At 59.5% G+C, this 17,333-nt stretch carries 20 protein-coding genes; all 20 read left to right on the forward strand.

The window, feature by feature from the left end; all coding sequences use genetic code 11:
* The first annotated feature begins 4 nt into the window (after positions 1-4).
* Entirely contained in the window at positions 5-232 is a 228-nt protein-coding gene (locus IPM54_24950) for a hypothetical protein (protein ID MBK9263038.1), read from the forward strand.
* Positions 232-1,122 (forward strand): phage Gp37/Gp68 family protein, encoded by an 891-nt coding sequence (locus tag IPM54_24955; GenBank protein ID MBK9263039.1) that lies wholly within the window; start codon positions 232-234, stop codon positions 1,120-1,122. The genes IPM54_24950 and IPM54_24955 overlap by 1 nt, the downstream gene beginning before the upstream one ends.
* Complete coding sequence (locus IPM54_24960) at positions 1,119-1,289, forward strand: hypothetical protein (GenBank protein MBK9263040.1); 171 nt, start codon at positions 1,119-1,121, stop codon at positions 1,287-1,289. Before IPM54_24955 ends, IPM54_24960 begins: the two co-directional genes overlap by 4 nt.
* The gene (locus IPM54_24965; GenBank protein MBK9263041.1) at positions 1,282-1,833 is read left to right on the forward strand and encodes a hypothetical protein; all 552 of its coding nucleotides are present in this window, start codon (positions 1,282-1,284) and stop codon (positions 1,831-1,833) included. Before IPM54_24960 ends, IPM54_24965 begins: the two co-directional genes overlap by 8 nt.
* Positions 1,830-2,249: a hypothetical protein gene (locus IPM54_24970; protein ID MBK9263042.1), complete on the forward strand. Its 420-nt coding sequence runs from the start codon at positions 1,830-1,832 to the stop codon at positions 2,247-2,249. The genes IPM54_24965 and IPM54_24970 overlap by 4 nt, the downstream gene beginning before the upstream one ends.
* Positions 2,250-2,409: 160 nt before the next feature.
* A complete protein-coding gene (locus tag IPM54_24975; protein ID MBK9263043.1) occupies positions 2,410-3,018 on the forward strand; it encodes a hypothetical protein in 609 nt (202 codons plus the stop codon).
* Positions 3,015-3,323 (forward strand): hypothetical protein, encoded by a 309-nt coding sequence (locus IPM54_24980; GenBank protein ID MBK9263044.1) that lies wholly within the window; start codon positions 3,015-3,017, stop codon positions 3,321-3,323. The genes IPM54_24975 and IPM54_24980 overlap by 4 nt, the downstream gene beginning before the upstream one ends.
* Before the next feature lie 8 nt (positions 3,324-3,331).
* Positions 3,332-4,711 carry a hypothetical protein gene (locus IPM54_24985; protein ID MBK9263045.1) on the forward strand — a complete coding sequence of 460 codons (1,380 nt, stop codon included), beginning with the start codon at positions 3,332-3,334 and terminating at the stop codon, positions 4,709-4,711.
* Between the two features lie 989 nt (positions 4,712-5,700).
* The gene (locus IPM54_24990) at positions 5,701-6,024 is read left to right on the forward strand and encodes a hypothetical protein (protein MBK9263046.1); all 324 of its coding nucleotides are present in this window, start codon (positions 5,701-5,703) and stop codon (positions 6,022-6,024) included.
* On the forward strand, positions 6,021-7,529 hold the full coding sequence (locus tag IPM54_24995) for a DNA-packaging protein (GenBank protein ID MBK9263047.1): 1,509 nt from the start codon (positions 6,021-6,023) through the stop codon (positions 7,527-7,529). Before IPM54_24990 ends, IPM54_24995 begins: the two co-directional genes overlap by 4 nt.
* Before the next feature lie 36 nt (positions 7,530-7,565).
* Positions 7,566-8,972 carry a hypothetical protein gene (locus IPM54_25000; GenBank protein ID MBK9263048.1) on the forward strand — a complete coding sequence of 469 codons (1,407 nt, stop codon included), beginning with the start codon at positions 7,566-7,568 and terminating at the stop codon, positions 8,970-8,972.
* Positions 8,973-9,025: 53 nt separating this feature from the next.
* Positions 9,026-10,375: a S49 family peptidase gene (locus IPM54_25005; protein ID MBK9263049.1), complete on the forward strand. Its 1,350-nt coding sequence runs from the start codon at positions 9,026-9,028 to the stop codon at positions 10,373-10,375.
* Positions 10,376-10,378: 3 nt separating this feature from the next.
* Entirely contained in the window at positions 10,379-11,224 is an 846-nt protein-coding gene (locus IPM54_25010) for a hypothetical protein (GenBank protein ID MBK9263050.1), read from the forward strand.
* Positions 11,221-12,303 carry a hypothetical protein gene (locus IPM54_25015; protein MBK9263051.1) on the forward strand — a complete coding sequence of 361 codons (1,083 nt, stop codon included), beginning with the start codon at positions 11,221-11,223 and terminating at the stop codon, positions 12,301-12,303. Before IPM54_25010 ends, IPM54_25015 begins: the two co-directional genes overlap by 4 nt.
* Before the next feature lie 66 nt (positions 12,304-12,369).
* Complete coding sequence (locus IPM54_25020; protein ID MBK9263052.1) at positions 12,370-12,966, forward strand: hypothetical protein; 597 nt, start codon at positions 12,370-12,372, stop codon at positions 12,964-12,966.
* Between the two features lie 59 nt (positions 12,967-13,025).
* On the forward strand, positions 13,026-13,304 hold the full coding sequence (locus IPM54_25025; protein MBK9263053.1) for a hypothetical protein: 279 nt from the start codon (positions 13,026-13,028) through the stop codon (positions 13,302-13,304).
* Positions 13,301-13,849, forward strand: coding sequence for a hypothetical protein (locus tag IPM54_25030; GenBank protein MBK9263054.1), 549 nt, complete (start codon positions 13,301-13,303; stop codon positions 13,847-13,849). Before IPM54_25025 ends, IPM54_25030 begins: the two co-directional genes overlap by 4 nt.
* On the forward strand, positions 13,846-15,945 hold the full coding sequence (locus IPM54_25035) for a hypothetical protein (GenBank protein MBK9263055.1): 2,100 nt from the start codon (positions 13,846-13,848) through the stop codon (positions 15,943-15,945). Before IPM54_25030 ends, IPM54_25035 begins: the two co-directional genes overlap by 4 nt.
* Before the next feature lie 3 nt (positions 15,946-15,948).
* Positions 15,949-16,473 (forward strand): hypothetical protein, encoded by a 525-nt coding sequence (locus IPM54_25040; GenBank protein MBK9263056.1) that lies wholly within the window; start codon positions 15,949-15,951, stop codon positions 16,471-16,473.
* Positions 16,474-16,483: 10 nt separating this feature from the next.
* Entirely contained in the window at positions 16,484-17,269 is a 786-nt protein-coding gene (locus tag IPM54_25045) for a hypothetical protein (GenBank protein MBK9263057.1), read from the forward strand.
* The last annotated feature ends 64 nt before the right edge of the window (positions 17,270-17,333 follow it).

The following is a 17,333-nucleotide window of genomic DNA, read 5'->3' on the forward strand; positions in this document are numbered from 1 at the left end:
GTGTATGGGCTTTCTTGGGGATTGTCGAAGCGTCATGCTGCGCGTTTGCCGGCACCTTATGCTCGGCGGACATCACCTTTTCACACAGGAGGGCGAAGCGCATCGCATCATTGGCACGTCCGTGATGCCGAAATCGGGCGAGACGGTGATTCGTCTGCGCCGCGCCGATGGATTGGTTTACCTGGCCAAACTGAGCGAGGTGCAGACGTATCGGTTCCCGGGGGTGGCGTGATGGCACAACTTTCACCAATCGAATGGACGGATGCCTCTTGGAACCCCGTGCGTGGGTGCGTGAAGGTTTCTCCCGGCTGCAAACATTGCTATGCCGATGCGTTTGCGGAGCGCTTTCGGGGCGTTCCAGGGCATCCTTATGAGCAGGGGTTCGATCCGCGACTCGTCCCCGAAATGCTCGACGTGCCGCTGCGATGGCGAAAGCCGCGAAAAATCTTCGCCAACAGCATGTCGGACTTGTTCGCCGATTTTGTTCCATTCACTTACATCGACGCCGTGCTTGTCCGAATGCTGCTCACACCGCACCATACATACCAAGTGCTCACCAAGCGCGCGGCGAGAATGGCGGAGTACTTCGCCCGCCCCAACCTGTACGAGCGTGTTTTGGATGAAGCCCATGCAGTGCGGCATATTCGACCGGAATTGATGCGCATCGGCATTTCCAACCCCGCAACGTCTCCAGCACAATGGGTTTGGCTCGGTGTGTCTGTCGAGGACCGGAAGTATGGGGGCCCGCGGATTGACGAATTGCGCAAAGTACCTGCACGAGTGCGTTTCTTGTCGATCGAGCCGCTGCTCGAGGACCTCGGTGCACTCGATTTGAGCGGAATTCATTGGGTTATCGTGGGCGGGGAAAGTGGGCATGGGGCACGCACGTGCGAGGCCGAGTGGATTCGTCGCATCATCGAGCAATGCGGTGAGCAACGTGTGCCCGTGTTCGTCAAACAAGGCGGGGGGGCGTTCTCCGATGCGCGCAATGGCATTGCCGGGAGGTCCCTTCGAGTCGCCCAAGAGGCACAGCCGCTCATCTCGTTGCGGCTGAAGCATCGCAAGGGCGGCGACTTGCTCGAGCTGCCCGAAGACCTTCGAGTGCGCGAGGTCCCGCGATGAACCTGAAACGATGCCGCGAGCTATACAAGGCAATGGTCGATGGGTCCGCGCGAGACGATGAACGGCGCGAATTCCTCGCATTGCTGCCAGCGGTTTTCGAGGCGGCCGAGCACGATCGACGCGCATTCACGGCCGAAGATCGGGAGGACTGGATTCTTCGTGGATAACTTGCGCGTCGTCGTCGACACCCGTGAGCAAACGCCGCTCGAGCCGTTCGTGCTCGAGAAGGGCGCGCGCGTCCATTTGCCCACCGTTCGCCGCAAGCTCGAGGTGGGTGACTACGGGCTCGACGGGCACGACGAGCTCGTCATGCTCGAGCGGAAGTCGATCGCCGACTTCTGGTCCACGATCACGCACGGTCGCGATCGGTTCTGTGCCGAGCTGCTCCGCGCAGTCGAAGCGCACAAGGCCGATCCGTCGAAATACGCACGTCGATACGTCGTCATCGAGGGCGGTTGGAATGACCTCGACATGTACATGATCACGCGCGGGCATGGCGTGCCATTGTCACGCATCAATGCCAATGTGACCGCGTTGTCCATCGATTACCACGTCGACTTCGTGTGGTGCGAGAAATACGGTCGTGAAGAGGCCGAGTGGTTCGTGGGGTTCGTTCTCCAGCGATTGTGGGAACAAATGAACGACGCAAAGGCCGCGAAAAAGGCGGCGGAACGTGGGCTCGATTTGCCGTGGGGGAAGGTGCCAGCATGACCTTGCGTGGACTCCATTCATCGAAGACGGGAGAATGGTGGACGCCTCTGGAGGTGGTCGACCCGGCTCGCGAGCTGTTCGGCGGATTCGGGCTTGATCCGGCGTCGTGTGCTGGTGCGAATCGCATCGTCGGAGCGCGACGGTTTTTCGGGGCCGGTGACGACGGCTTGTCGCGCGAATGGCGTGCTCGCATCGTGTGGTGCAATCCGCCCCGAAACGAGGCGAAACGGCGGCGTGGCAATGGTGGGTGCACGGCGCGCGAGAATGGGCGGAAGGCCGAATCTCGCGGTTGTTCTTCGTCGCATTCAATCCGTCGAGTTTTTTTCAGGTCGCTTTGGCGCATGCCGGCGACGTCGGCGTTCCGAGCCCTCAGCAAGCCGCTCGCATCGAGTTTCGCAAGCGCGTGCGGTATTTGATGCCAGGTGACCCGCCGCGGCCTGGCAAAGCGCCGCCGCACGGTTCCGCCATTCTGCTCTTGACGTCGCGGCCCGAAGATTGGGACCGATTGGCACGAGCGTACGCACATCTCGGCGATTGCGTGATTCCAGCGTCCGTGCCCGAAAGGAGATTTGCCGCGTGATCGAACGACTTCCGCTCCCCGAACGGTGCCTCACGCTATTGGAGCCATGGACGCAGGCCATTGCATACGCCGAAAAGCGCCTTGAAAACCGCTCTTATGGCGTTGCCAAACCGCTCTCAGAGTGGCGTTATGGTCTCGGAGTGGCGACTGTGCCGGTTATCGGATTGTCTCAGTCCAAAGGGGATTTGCCTGACGGGAAGGTGTACAGCGAGGTTACTGACATTATGCGTGATCTTCACGATCGCGGATTGTGGGAATGTCGTGGGAAGTCGCCGCGTGAATTGAACGTTGCGGCTTGGCGCGGCAAACTCGTGCTTTGCGCCGAGCTGCTCGATGTTTTGCCGCCGGAGCGCTGTGCGGGAGACCCGTGGCATGTTCCGGGTCAATGGGGGCTCATTCTTGGGCGAGTATGGGAAATTGCGCCTGTCCCATGCACCGGAGGGCGGGGCGTGTGGATTTCCAAATGGTGTGTCCAATGTGGGCACGTTTATGCAGATAACGCGAAAGCACCAGGGCAGTGCAAGACGTGTGGATGGGGCTCACCAACTCAGCACGAGCACGCCAACCGCCCGCAATTGCAGGTCGTGCGGGAGTGCGCGGCGTGAGTGCGAATCCCGCTCCACGTGTGCGTGTCGTCGTCAAGCGCCAAACTGCGACGTACAGGCGCTCGCAGATCGGTTTTGCGAACGTCTCCGTCGTCGAAATCGACGTCTCTGCATGGAACGGAGCTCGATGCGGCGAATGCGGCATCGTGACGGGCAGCAGCACATTGGCGCGTGCAAAATGCGCATGGTGCGAGAGTGAGCGGCAGCGCATCGCGGCGGGCAACAAGATGCAGGCTGAACGAGCGCTCGCGAAGCTGCGCGGTGAAGCGTTCGAATGGCTTTTCTATCCGGAAGCCGTGGGCTAGAATAAGCAATGGGCGCACGCAAACTTAAAGTCGTCGTTGAAGCCCATGGCGATTGGCGGGACGAGCTGCGTCGTGGGGAACGAGGCGCCCTGTTTGCGAATCCTGGCAATGCCATAAGCATCCTGCGAGGTGAGGAGCAATGGCAGGACGTGCTTGCATGGGACGAATTCAGGAACAGCATAACGTTCCTGAAAGAAGCTCCGTGGTATCCCGTCGACGGGAAGCCTAGCAAACCAGGCGAATTGTGGAGCGAGGACGATGACGTCCGTTTGCAGGCTTGGTTCATGCGGCGCTGGTCATTCAACCTCGGGCGGCCCGACTGTTATGTAGCTGCTCGCGTGGTTGCTCGTGAAAAACGCATGCATCCCGTACGCGAATGGCTTTCCGCGCTTCGGTGGGATGGTGTCAAGCGAATAGATACGTGGTTGACCACCTACCTTGGCGTTCAAGCATCCGACTACACCAAATTGGTCGGTGCGTGGTGGATGATAAGCGCTGTTGCGCGTGCGTTCGTCCCAGGATGCAAGGTCGATCATGTATTGATCCTCGAAGGGCACCAAGGCCTTGCCAAAAGCACGGCCGTCAAGGTGCTAACGAGTCCTGCGTGGTTCTCTGACGCAGAGCTGGATTGGCATTCGAAGGACAAATACCTGCTTATTCGCGGACGATGGGTCTTCGAGCTCGCTGAGTTGGCTGGTCTGGGAAAGGCTGATCTCGACCGCGTGAAGGCGTTCGTCACGCAGGCGCGCGATGACTACCGCGGCCCGTACGAAAAGCACACGGCAAGCGTCGACCGCCAGACCGTCTTCGTGGGAACGGTCAATCCAATGGCAGATGGCACGTATCCGGCTTTCAACGACCCTACAGGCAATCGGCGCTGGTGGCCAGTGCGGTGTGGCCATATTGACCTTGATGCAATCGCCAAGGACCGGGATCAGTTGTGGGCTGAAGCAGTCGCGCGATACCAAGACCCAGACCGCAACTCGAGCCGTTGGTGGCCAGACACTCCAGAGGAACGAGCCCTTTGCGCCGGGGAGCAAGAACAACGAGCTCCAGAAGAGGTATGGCAAGCTCGCATCGATTGGTGGTTGAAGCAGCGTGCTCCGGGCGTGCAGGTCTCGGTTGGTGAGGTCCTCACTGAGGCCATCAAGCGTGAGCTTAAAGACTGCTCTGATGGCGACAAGAAGCGTGCTGGCATCTGCATCGCTCGAGCTGGGTGGGTGTGCGTTGGGCGTGTGCGACTGGACGGAGCGCAAGCCCGGATGTATCAACGCAGCTCGGAGGCGAAGGATGGGCAAGCCCCTGTCGGAGCAACAGCGTCAGAAGTGGCGGAAGCAAATCCGCACGACGCTAGAACAAGCACACTGGACGGTTCGCACGGCGAGTAGCGTTCTGATCGTTACACGTGAATCTTTTCTTACAACCGTCTCCGTCACTGGCGTAAGTGGTTGTGAATGTGGGAACGTGCGCTTTGGCATCAACAGGACCACCGCCACCGTGAAAGGTTCAACGGTGTACCCTTCCGGGCCACACATTGAGCTAACATTTGCGCCGTTGGAGGGGGCGCTTGTACTTCCCTACCTGGTGGAGACGTTGAACGCGTCCGCCGCAGGCGCTCAGCCACGCGCCTGCCCCACCGTGCCGCCGTCGATGGAGATCAGCTACCAGTACACGGAAGCAGCCATCGCAAACTGTAGCGGCTGCTTCAAGCGCTCGTAACGCGACTGCGCCCCTCATAGAGCGTGTGTCGTTCGTGCCGAGTCGTGCCGAGTGCGCTGGAACACGGCACACTCTTAAGATACCTGAATCACTAGACAAATTCGCGTGTGTGTCGTTGTGTCATGATCCGCGTACGTACGTGTAGAACAGACACATGGTTGTTGTGTTTTGGGAGTTATGGAGGGGCCTGATCTCGACATCTCGGCACGACAAACCATCTTGCCAGTCATTCACCGCGGATTCACACACAAGACGCGTGTGCCTAGACGTGTTGAGTGGTGATGCGCACACGATCACGACAAGCCGATTTTCAAGGTGGGGTGGGGTAGGGAGGTGTCCGGAATCGTGCGACCTTCCCCGAGCGCGTCGTTGTGTGTTTCATGATGTTGCAATGTGTTGCAAGGTGAGATAGAAACTGTAGGCATGCCCGCGAGGAAGATCTCTCCAGAGGTCGAAGATCGAATTCGAGGTATGGCAGCGCGTGGCGAGACTGATCGCGATATCGCCGAGAAGCTGAACAGTGAAGGCATCGAGATTCATTACGCGACCGTGAATCGCATTGTTTCGCCACCTCGCAGGAAACCTCGAGGGGTCGTCGAGGTTGCGCAACAGCCAGCACCCGCATCGCCCCCCGCCCCCGCCAGAAGAACCCATTGTCGTGTCGGATGACCTGGCCGTGCTTCAACGAGATGATTGGCTTTTTTACGAACGGCAAAAACTCGAATTGCGGAGACGTGCGGAGCGCGAATACACCGGCGCCAATCTTCGTGGATACCGTGACTTGATGCGAGAAGCTCGAGCGGCCGAATTGCGCGCTATCGAGCTCCGGCCGCCAGCGCCGCCAGACCCAGACAAGGATCCGACCTATGTGCGAGAAACACGCAAACTGATTGATGACCTGGAGACATGCGTGAAAAACCTCGAGGCGGGAGGCGAGCTCCCTGCACGAACATTGCCGCCGACGTTGCCCCTCAGCGTATGAGCACGGAATCCTTATTCGTCCGGCTCTGTCGCCTCCCTGAAGAGCAGCGCAATGCCATCCTAGCGCGTTATTCGACGTTCGAGCTCGCGCTGCTTTCCCATGCATGGCGTGGTTTTCGCGCACGACCGAACCAAGTACTCCCCGCGAATGACCCATGGTCTGAAGCTGTTCTTTGCGGCGGCCGCGGGTCGGGAAAAACCAAAGCGGCGGCGGAATGGTTGCGTGAGGAAGTCGAGGAAGGCCGGGCGCGCACCATCGCGCTCATTGCGCCCGACAAAGGGGAAGGCCGCTCGAAGATGCTCGAAGGCGAAAGTGGACTGCTTGCGGCTGCGACGCCATGGTTTTATCCGCGGTGGTTTCCTGGTCGGACGCCTCCTGAAATCGAATGGCGCAAGCGTGGCGAGCTCGTCGCCAAGGCCGAGATGTACTCGGCAGAAGATCGAGACTTCCGCGGCGGGAACTTCGATCACGCATGGGGCGACGAAGTATCGACGTGGAAATGGCGTCGTGATTTGTGGACGAACGTGAAACTATCACTGCGCGTGCAGCGTCCAGGTCTCGTCCAGCCGCGAGGCTTGCTCACCTTCTCCCCGACCCCCGACGACTTCTTTCGCGAATTCCGCGACAAGGCAAAGGATCCCAATAACGGCATTCTCTTCTTTCAATGGAGTTCGTGGGAAAATCGGTGGCACTTGGCGCCATCGTACGCAAAGACTCTGGCATCGCTCGAGGGGCGCCTCGGTTTACAAGAGCGCGATGGCATAATCCTGGACGAGTTGAAGGGGACGCTTTTCCCACAGGCAACAATCGATCAGCATCGAATCGGACCCGATCAGCTCCCACAACGATTTATTCATATTGTCGTTTCAATCGACCCCGCTGACAGCGTCTCGAATCGTAGCGATGAAACTGGAATTGTCGTGGATGCCCTCGATGCTCGTCACCACGTGTACGTGCTTGACGATAAAACCGGAAAGCACACGCCGAAACAATGGGCGGCCATTGCACTCGAGGCGCACCGAAAATGGGCGCGCCATGCCGACAAGATAGAAATCATCGCCGAGACGAACCGAGGCGGCGACAATGTGAGGAGCAACATTCAGCTCTACGAAGAAACCGAGCACTTGAGGGCAGGGAAAACCACGCCGTTCAAACCGACCGAAGTGGTGCGCATTCGGGCGAGCGAATCGAAAGAAGCTCGAGCGCAACCTGTAGCGCAAGCCTACGACCAAGGCCGCATTCATCACTTCGGTCATTTGGCTCGGTTGGAGGCAGAAATGTCCGGATGGATTCCAGGCATTACGAAGAAATCGCCGAACGGATTGGATGCGCACGTGCACGCAGTCCATCGGTTGATTCTGGACGAACCCGCTGAGAACAACGAAGAGCTTTTGCGGGGCGTGGGAGAGCGGCGAGTTGCCGTAGCGACTCCGGAAGATGCAGCGGCGCTCAAGCATCTCGACGCGTTGTTCGGGCCGCGGGAAGCTTGGCGCCGGACGCTCTGATTGACGTGCTATCGGTCGGAATGGTAGCGCCTCAGCGTGGCCACCATCTTGCAAGTGACATCATCCGCGCCGCCAATCGAACCCGCCAAAGTTTCGACGGACGGCCGATATCTTGGGCACCGATTCACGAACTACACGCGTTCATGGCTCGGTGAATGGACAGTTGAGCGCATTCGCGAACATCGCGACGCGCACCAGGCGGGTCGTGTTTACATGGGAAAAAGGCTTGCACGGTTTTTCCGCCGAGATGCAAACTTCGTGGCGGCACTTGGGCAACGCGTCGCCCCATGGCTTGCATGTGGGCACGTGTTGAAGGAGGGTGACGAGGCCATCCGCCTCGAGCTCGAGCAAGCGCTTGGACCTCGAGGCTCGATGCTCACGGCGCCAGCAAAGCGCGACAGCGCCGAAGATCTGGCCACATGTGGACTCTCGATTTTGCAAGTCACGTGGCAGCCGAGAAAAGACGGCTCGCGGTGGGATCCGATCGTCGAACCGTGGGACCTCGAGGCGGTCGACTACGATTCACTCAGACGACAATACATTGCCGTGACCCAGGACGGCTCCATTCCAATCAGCCATGGGGATGGGAAGTGGATCGTGCTTCGAACGACGCACCTGCATCCTCACGAGCATGGGGCAGTTGTGCCTCTATCTCTCAATATCGCAAGTCGTGGGCACATCATCGTCGATCGCGCGTCGGGTGCGGAAGCAGTTGGCCACCCCAAACTCGTCGCCAAACTCCCGGAAGGAATTGCGGTAAAGGACGAAGTGGGCAAGAGTTTGGACACCGCACTGGGCCAATTTTGGGAGGGCGTACGTCACATCGTCGTGACGGCGAAAACGGCTGTGGAAAAATTCGAGTTTGCCGGCTCCGGGTGGCAGATATTTCCGCAAAGTCTCAAGCTCGATCGCACGGACATCTTCCTCGCTTTGACTGGACAAGACGGAAGCGCGACGAATGAAGGCGGTTCGTACGCGAAAGCGTACATCCTTCAAGGCGTCCTTTTCGATTGGGTTGTCGCCGATGTGATGGCAGGGAGCCATGGATTTTCGACGGGCCTGCTCCGGCCTTGGGCGGCGGTCAACAAGGGCGACGAATCCGCTGCCCCGTGGATTGGGTGGCCGTTCCCCGACCCCGAAGACAACGAACGCTTGGCGGCTCTGGCAAAACGCCACAAGGACTACGCCGACACGTTGAAGATGCATCACGCGAACGGACACGAGATCACGGTGGAGTATGCCGCGCGCCTTGCGAGCGAATTCGGCATTTCGGCGCCGGCACTCGCACGCATGCCGCTGCCCGAGCTCCTCGCTTACCACCAACGAGGGGGCATCTTCACCCGTGACGAAATCCGTGTGTCGCGTGGTCGCGAGCCGTTTGGTGGGGAGCGTGGTGCCGAGCTCGTCGACGACAAAGCCCCGCAAACAACGCAAGAAAAGTAGGCACTCGGGCGATTCGTTGACAGCGTGTTCTTACACGTTGTAGGCGAAGACGCGTGAGGTTGGAGTTCATACAAGCGCTTGAAGCACTGGGTTCGGAGCTCGCCATAGACGCGGCGCTCGCAGGGCCCTATTTTGCTCGAGCGCAGGCTGTGAAGAACGAAAAAGGAGTGCCGCTGTATGAGGTGAGCAATGGACTCGCGGTCATCGGTATCGAGGGACCGCTCGCCAAAAAGGCGCTCGCGTTCAAAGATTTCATTTGGTGGGACGGATATGATCGAATTGGTCAAGCGGTCGAAAAGGCCGCGAATGATTCGGCTGTATCCGTCGTAGGTTTCCGCATTGATTCGCCTGGCGCGGCGGCTGGCTTGTCGGATGGTGGCAACGAGATGAGAGCAATTCTCGATGCTTCTGGAAAGCCATCGATCGCATATCTCGAATTGGGTGCAAGTGCAGCATATTGGTTGGCGTGCGTTGCTGATGAGATTTACGTGCCAACGGATGGAGCAGCCGGTTCCATTGGCACGAATACGAGTCATCTAGACCTTTCGCGCATGCTCGACAAGATGGGGGTAACCATTACGCGCATCCAGGACCCGGAGGGGAAAACCGCTGGCGATTGGATAAAGCCTCTCGATGACGAGGCGCGAGCACGATTGCAAGAGGTCGTGTCGATGTATTCGACTCGATTTTATGACCATGTCGCTGCACGCCGCGGAATGACGCCAAAAGCTGTGCGCGAATTGAATGCGAAGGTGTTTTATGGGCAAAACGCCGTGAATGCAAAACTTGCAGACGGTGTTTTGTCTTGGTCGGGCGTGGTGAAGCGGGCCATCTCCATGGCCCAAAAGAGGAAGGACAAACGCATGTCGGATTTGGCGGCGTTCCTCGGATTGGCCGCGGATGCCAGCACCGAGGACATCAAGCGAGCATCGGCGGAAGCAAAGCCAGTGCTCACGTTGGGGCGCAATGCGCTTCAATTGACGGGCGAGAAATCGCCGGACGCGGCGGCGGGCATTCTTGTCGCGTGGAAGCAGGACTCGGCGGAAGCAGCGACCTTGCGTGCCGAACGCCTCGCAGAGCAGAAGGCCGCCGAGGCGAACGAGCGTCAACAGCTCCTCGCGCAGCTCGCCCAAGTCGAGCCTCCTGCGCTCGTGTGGAAGGAACCGGGCAATCCGAAAGCGGGCCCGGTGCAGGAATACGCGGAGATGAGCACGGGCGCATTGCGTGCGTACGTGGGTCGAAGAACCAAGAGTACGGTCCCCGCTGCGTTGCGCCCCGCGATTCCGGTGGCGGCGAACGGCGAACCTTCCGAAGCGGACGTCGCGGCGTACGCCAAAGAAAACAACGTGACCCCATTCGTCGCGCGAGCCGCTTTGCGGCAACTCGCGCAGAAAGCGACGTGAGACGTGGCATTGTCCGGAAATAGACCGGTTGGCCGAGGGCAGTTCGCAAACGTGTTTTTGCCGCTGCTGTCATTGCCAGCAAAAAACATTCACTGGTACGACGGTGAAATGGTCGGCATTTCGCTCGACACCGGCATCGCCGCACCTCTCGTGCCTGGATTGGTACCTCGCGGGTATACGGTGGGTGAGCTCGACTTGTCGGAGGACGCTTCGCCAGGAGATTCGTCGATCGACATTCGGTGCGGCATCATCGTCGTCGTGCAGGACAACTCGTTTGGGGCAGGCGCTCCATTCGACCACCCGGTCTTTTGGGACCCTGCAACCAACAAGGCCACGGATAGCGACCTCAATGGAACGGCCGCATATCTTGGCAAATTGATTCGGCGACAGTCGGCGGACGCAATCGAAGTCGCCATCATCCCCGAGCAGCAGAGTGCAATCGGGATGCACATCGAAGTGGCTCGCCTGGTCACACACGCAGACTTCACCGCCGCCGCCGTCGAAGAATCGATCGACTTGCAAGACGAACCACTTCCGCCTTATGCGCGTTTCCTTGGTGCATCGCTCGGCGAGACGTTCACGGCCTTCTCAGGCGGTACCGTGTCGGCTGCGGTCATCGATATCGGTGGCACGGACCTCGACGGGATCGTCACGAATCTGAACGTGTTCACCGGCGCCACCGGCTTCCCCAAGGCGCACAGCGGCGCTGCTGGCACGGAAGGCACGCCTTACGTGGTCCAGTTTGGCGGACAAACCCCCACCCTCACCATGCAGACGACCGATGGCAACGTCGCCGCCTTGGACGCGGGACAAATCTCGGTACGCCTGTTCTTCGTGGTGCTTCCATGAACCGATTCAATGATCCGCGATACAAGCATGCGGCATACAATTTCATCACGTTCCGCGCGCGTCTGCTGAATGCATTCGCGGGTAGCGTGAGCGGTGGGTTGCTTGCGAAGCTTGCGGCGGCGACGGGCCTCGTGATGGAGGAAGGTCTCACGACACTCCAGCAAACCTATCCCGTGCCCATTCCGACAGGTGGATTCCGAGAGGCAAAGAAGCCGCGGCAATTCGACCGATGGTCGGAACGAAGCATCACGGGCGGCACGCTGCCATTCGAGGCGGGCTTTGCCGAAGAGCTCAAGAAGCTCACTCGCCCTGGGCCGGTGGCGACGCTCTTCAATTCGCCAAACAAGGCGACGCAACTCGGGCAGAGCGCGCAAGCGTTGCTCGACAACCTGCTTTGCAAGCGGCTCATGGCAGGCTCGTCGACGAAACACGGCTATGACGACGACTTCTTTTTCAAAGCGAGCAAGAAGATTCATCCGGACATGCCGAATTCGCCGACGTATGGGAACAAGCATTCGCTTACGCTCAAGAAGGCGAACCCCATCGATTTCGTGCGTGAGGTGAACAAGAAGTGCAAGGCCGTGCCTCACCCTGCGCACTCGACACACGCGCCGCATTGGATGGACCAGCAGCTCGCCGCGATTCTGTGTCCAGAAGATGCGTTCGACATTTTGGAAGATGTGGCTGTCAAGGACGAGCTGCGCGTCACAGTCACGTCGGGCTCGGCAACGAATACCGTCGTCGAAGTCAACAAGTGGAAAGGGAAGTTCACTCCAATCGAAGCGCGCCACCTCGCAAGCAACAAGGCGTATGCATTCACGAGAGGACCAGGGGCCGAAGCCGGGCTCCTCGTTCATTCGTTGATGGGCATCGAATCGCTGCCGGGCGGGGACTTCATGGCGAGTGTCGATTGGCGTGCCGAAACGGGCACGTGGATGATGCCTCGTATTTGGGAGCTCGGGCCGAATACCGAGTATGCGATCATCAACAAGGAAGTGCTCATTGGCGGCGATCTCGACGTCGACGCCATTCTCTTCGCCCCCTGGTCCGTGCACGAAATCGACCTGACGATCGAGTGAGCGTTCAATGGCAACCTCGCGACCATCAACGACTTCATCCGCCTCGGTATCCCGGCCACGGCACTCGTGCCACCGCCGCGCGAAATCGAGGCGGTTGACGTCGGCACGGGTCGCATCCTCACGAAGGGGCACGGGTTGCTTTTGGGAGACGAAGTACGGTTCGAGGGACAGGGGGTTTTGCCCGCTCCCCTGTCCACGACGTCCATATACAAGGCGCTCCCCGTCGATCTAGACCTATTCACGGTGAGTCTTGGGGGAACGCCCGTGGTGCTCACCTCGAGCGGGACGAAGCCATTCGCTTGGCGCGCGAGCCCATACCCTGCAATCGACCAAGCGCTTGCCGCAGCCTCAGCGACGGTGCAGGATCACGCAACGGCTCACAGCACCATCACCAATCCGACGCCGCAAATCATCGAAATCGTGTGCATTCTAGCAGCGCATTCGATTGTTTTCACGAACCGCTTGCAGCTCAAGCTCAATGCCGATTTCATGGAGAAAACCCGGCAACGATATGACGACGCGTGGATCACTTTGCGGAGCTGGGAAAAAGGGAAGCCCATTGCTGGCGTGACCGACGCGACGCCGCAAGTCGCTGAATCCGGAGCGATTACTGGCGGGCCGCGTTGCCGCCCTGGCGGTTTCAACTGGGGAAAAGGGTTATGAAAACGCGCGTCCGTCGAAAGTCCAAAACACTCGACAGTGTTGCGAAGGCGCTCGGACGTGTGGCCACCAATGCCATGCTTTCGGAGACGGCGGCCGAAATGGCGCCGCTGATCGAGAAGGCAATGCACCGAAGCCTGAAGCCGCATAGGGATATGGGAAAGGCCGAGGCGACTGCGACGGCAATAGCGAGCGGATCGACGATTACGCTCACGAATACGCGCTACGGCAAGTTTATCAAGGGTTACATCTTCGGACGCCGATTCCCCAAGGACTGGGTAATTCGTCTGAAGAAACGCTTGGCGGGCAATGTGCGCGCTGAAATGCGGAGAGCGAAATGACCACGTACGCGAACGGCGCGCTCGAGGCGACTGCACAAGTTATTGCTCGTTCAATGGGTCGCTCGATCACGCTCGGCGAGCCCGATACGTGGCAATTCTCGACCGAACCGGGCGTGCTGTGGACGCAGCCGAAAGAGGGCCGGTACCGGTACGAAGAGCCTCGTTATCAGCCGGCACGCGACGATTCGTTTCTGGATCGATATGTCGTCGTCGACGTGATCATCCGCGCCCCAGGAAGCGAGCGCGCCTTGCTCGAGCTGAGCGACGCTTTCCTTCGAGCGATGGACGCCGTGCTTGGTGCACAGCCGCATGGGTGGCGCATTCAGGGCAATTCGTCCGGAGGTGGGTCGAACCCAGATGAGGGCGTATGGGTTGAAGCGATGCGAGTGCTCATCCGCTACGACGTCATTCGAGAGTTCTTCAAGCAAGGCCAGCCGCTCGCCGTTGTGACCACCAACGAGGTCACCGGAATGGGCGGTACGGCCGAAAGCGGGATGTTTGTCGAAGGCCCGGCACAGGGCGAAAATTCGGAGGTTGTCTCGTGACGGAACGCGTTTCTTTCGATGAAGCCCCGGGGCGCTCGCCGTCGCCGGGTCAAGTGGTCGCTCGTGTTGGCATTGCGTCAATCGGTGCGGCAAACAGCGTCGTCGAGTTCGAGGCGGGCCAAGTCGGGCTCGTCGACTCGATTGGCTACGGACCCCTCGCAGCTTCCACGCGTCGCGGTCTTCGACACGGGGAGCAAAAGAGCTTTGCTGTGCTCGCGGACGTCGATGTGGCGGGCACCATTTCGGCGGTAACCAAGACGGGCGGGGGTCCCACCGTTACGTGCGCTGCGATTTCTGCAAGCGGCGAGCAAATCGCAGGACCGTGGTTCTCGTTTTCCAAACTGCTCCTCACGGTCGAACGAATTGGCAACCTTGGCGAAGCTCGCATGTCGTTCAGCTATGACGGCATCACCGAGCACGAGACGATCGATTTGTCGCCACAATTGGCCGCGTCGTTGATTGGCACGGTCGATCTCACCAAGATCACGCCGAGTGGTCTCAACACGAAAACCTTTATTGTTGACCCTGACAGCGAAGGTCCGTTTACCACGACGTTTTCCGGCGTGTCCGACGTCAACGATATTGTCGATCAGGTGCAGGAATCGATGCGGGAGGCGGCGACGCTTCTTGGTACCGCGGACCTCACCGCGTACACGCCCGGCAATATCGATGGGAAAACGTTTCTCGCGACACTCACGGTGGGTGAAACGGAAACTAGCATTTCGGTCACGTTTGCGTCTGTCGGATCGCTTGCTGACATCGCCACGCAGATTGCGGCCGCCACTGGGATCACATCCGCGCTCGAATCAGGTGACTTCATTAGCGTCACCACGGACGACAAAGGCGCTGATGTAACGTTGACCATTGGCAACGGCACCGCAAACGCGGACCTCGGCTTCACGAATGGGCAGTCGGACGACGGTGAAGAGTATGGTACGGCCGCACTAGTGGCGGGGCGATACCTCAAAGTGTCTGGAAAAACCAAGGGCGACACTGGCACGATCGAGATTGGCAACGGCACCGCAAACGCGGACCTCGGCTTCACGAATGGCGACGACACAACAGGCGTCAATAGCACCTACGACCCGCCTGGTGTCGGCGTTCGGTTTACGTTCCCGGCCGGCGACTACGAGCTCGACACGACGTATGCAGTGGCGACAGTCGCGCCGAAAATGAGCGTGCCCGATTTCGAGACGGCGGCCGCTGCATTGCGAGCGAGCGGCGAAGCGTTCGCAATTCTCCACGTGGTTCACGAGCCGGTCGATGCCATCGACTTGCTCAATTGGCAAACTGCGCTCGAATCGTTTCGTGTCGAATGCGCAACCGCGGAAGACAACCCCATTTTCTTCAAGTGGATTTTGGGCGGGCCGCTCGCACCGGTGGAGGATTGGGACGACGTTGACACCAACGTCAAGCTCACGCTCGCCGGAACCCAAGAGGCGAACAAATTCAACACGATTGTGCACGGCGACATCTTCGTCGATTGGGAGGAATACTCGGGCCGCCATCGCACGCAACTCGCGCATTGCTATGTGGAGGAATGCGCTCGCAATGCGCTCAACATCAACCCAGGGTTGGGGCTGAAGGGCGCTCTCCGCAACGCGTATCTTTGGGACCTCGAAGGCAATCGTGCGCGAACCGAGGCAGAGGCGTTGATCAAGCTCGAAGATCATGGCTTCTCCGTTCTGCGCGATGACAAGAAATTGCCCTACTTTCGCGCGGGCCGGACGCGTGCGCCCAAGACTTCGCAGTTCACGGGCGAGCATACCGCGCGAGCAGCTCTCGAGTGTGCACGCGTAATGCGAGACGTGGCATTCACGCTGTCCAACAGTACACCGGATCTGACGGCGAATGGCGCGCTGCAACCGGTTGACAAATCCGACGTGGAGGGCACCTTCAACAATGCATTGAAGGCGCAGATATTGAAACCTGGCTATGCATCGAGCGCCAAGGCCATCATCACCGGAACGGAAAGCACGGGTGGGTCCGAAAAAGTTTTTGTCAAGGGCGTGTTTCAACGCCTCGCGTGGGCCAAAGACATCGACATTACCGTATTCGTGACGAAAGATGTCACGATCGTGGAAGGGATTGCGTGAACCATGGCGCCGGTAACCTTCAGTTTCGACGTCAATCGTATTGCCGAAGCGCCGCATGACGCGTCGGTCATCATCATTCCAACGGGGCCCGGACCCAAAATGGGAGTGGCGTGCAAACTGCGAAGCGCGTCCGAACGAAACTTCAAACTCGCGCTCGCCGGCGACCATATCATGGCCGCCAACAATGTCGGGCCCGTGGCCGTGTGCCACACCGAAGCGAAGCCCCAGGGCGGCATCGGTGGCCTCAATCCGCGCGAATGGAGACGGCTCGTCGGTCACATGGGCTCGATGCTCCGTGGATTCGATTCGCGATGGATCATCAATCGCCCCGGCTTGCCCATTGATGAGTACTTCTTCGAGGGTTGCATCTTCACCGGCGATTGGGGTGAAGAACGCAATTCGGGCAGCGTCCCCAAAACCGCGGGCGAATTCTTGATCACTCGCGCCTTCCTGAATGGCAAAGACTTGCTCGCCGATCCGGCCGAAATGGTCGATATCGTTGCCGAGATCAACAACCTGATTCCGTGAGGTCATCGTCGTGAAACGTCCCGAGAATTTCGACGCACTTTATGCCGAAGCGCAACGGCGCTCCGGCCGGCCGGACATCATCGAGTATCCGGTACCGCAAGCGGGCACGAGCATTGTCGTTTGCCGACTGAACGATGATGACCACCGCGCCCTCATCAATGGCATGACGACAGGCGACGAGGGCGAACGCGCAACGGCGCGAAGTGTGGCACTCGCGGCCGCGCGGGTGTGGCCGAATCAAGAGACCATGACGGCGGCGATCGAGGTTGTTCCAGGCCTCGACAAGGCGCTCATGAACGAGGTGGATCGACTCGGCGGTGGCGATCTACGCCAGCTCAAAGTCGTCGACGTGCGGCCCTCGCTCGACGAATCCGCCATTGCGGCCCTCGGTATCGATTTGCCTTGCATACGTGCTTTGCGACGCCAATTCCCTCACGAGGGACAGCTCAAGATCGCCTCCTACGTCGACGACGAGCTCGACATTCGCTGGTCATGCGTGCTCCGCTTGCCGAGTTCCTCGGCGACGGATCTGATGATGACGAACCTGAAAGAGCGCGGCCACGAAACCACCGTGACGTTCGCCGTCAATTGCATGGCATGGCCAGGCCGTGATGAAGCGGCGAAGTTCATCCGCGGGCAATACCGCATTGCTTCGTGTCTTTGGCCCGTGCTTTGGGCTTGGTCGCTCGAGGCAGCGAAGCAGCGCCCTACGATCTGGCGGCCGAAGTCGGTCGCCTCCGGAGCATCGACCACGCCGCCGACGTCGTTGGAGAAATCCTCGGCGACCTCGGAGTAAAGCGCGAAGAAACGCGCCGCGCGGGAGGCTTGCTCATTGCTGGTTTGCTGCTCGCACATCTGCC

It is taken from the genome of Polyangiaceae bacterium, assembly GCA_016715885.1.
Taxonomy (GTDB): domain Bacteria; phylum Myxococcota_A; class Polyangia; order Polyangiales; family Polyangiaceae; genus Polyangium.

What these genes read in the sequence shown, in the direction of transcription:
- IPM54_24995 (MBK9263047.1), top strand. Translation starts at nt 6,021, where the DNA reads ATGAGCACGGAATCCTTATTCGTCCGGCTCTGTCGCCTCCCTGAAGAG.
- IPM54_24985 (MBK9263045.1), top strand. Translation starts at nt 3,332, where the DNA reads ATGGGCGCACGCAAACTTAAAGTCGTCGTTGAAGCCCATGGCGATTGG.
- IPM54_24955 (MBK9263039.1), top strand. Translation starts at nt 232, where the DNA reads ATGGCACAACTTTCACCAATCGAATGGACGGATGCCTCTTGGAACCCC.
- IPM54_24950 (MBK9263038.1), top strand. Translation starts at nt 5, where the DNA reads ATGGGCTTTCTTGGGGATTGTCGAAGCGTCATGCTGCGCGTTTGCCGG.
- IPM54_24970 (MBK9263042.1), top strand. Translation starts at nt 1,830, where the DNA reads ATGACCTTGCGTGGACTCCATTCATCGAAGACGGGAGAATGGTGGACG.
- IPM54_25015 (MBK9263051.1), top strand. Translation starts at nt 11,221, where the DNA reads ATGAACCGATTCAATGATCCGCGATACAAGCATGCGGCATACAATTTC.
- IPM54_24960 (MBK9263040.1), top strand. Translation starts at nt 1,119, where the DNA reads ATGAACCTGAAACGATGCCGCGAGCTATACAAGGCAATGGTCGATGGG.
- IPM54_25040 (MBK9263056.1), top strand. Translation starts at nt 15,949, where the DNA reads ATGGCGCCGGTAACCTTCAGTTTCGACGTCAATCGTATTGCCGAAGCG.
- IPM54_25030 (MBK9263054.1), top strand. Translation starts at nt 13,301, where the DNA reads ATGACCACGTACGCGAACGGCGCGCTCGAGGCGACTGCACAAGTTATT.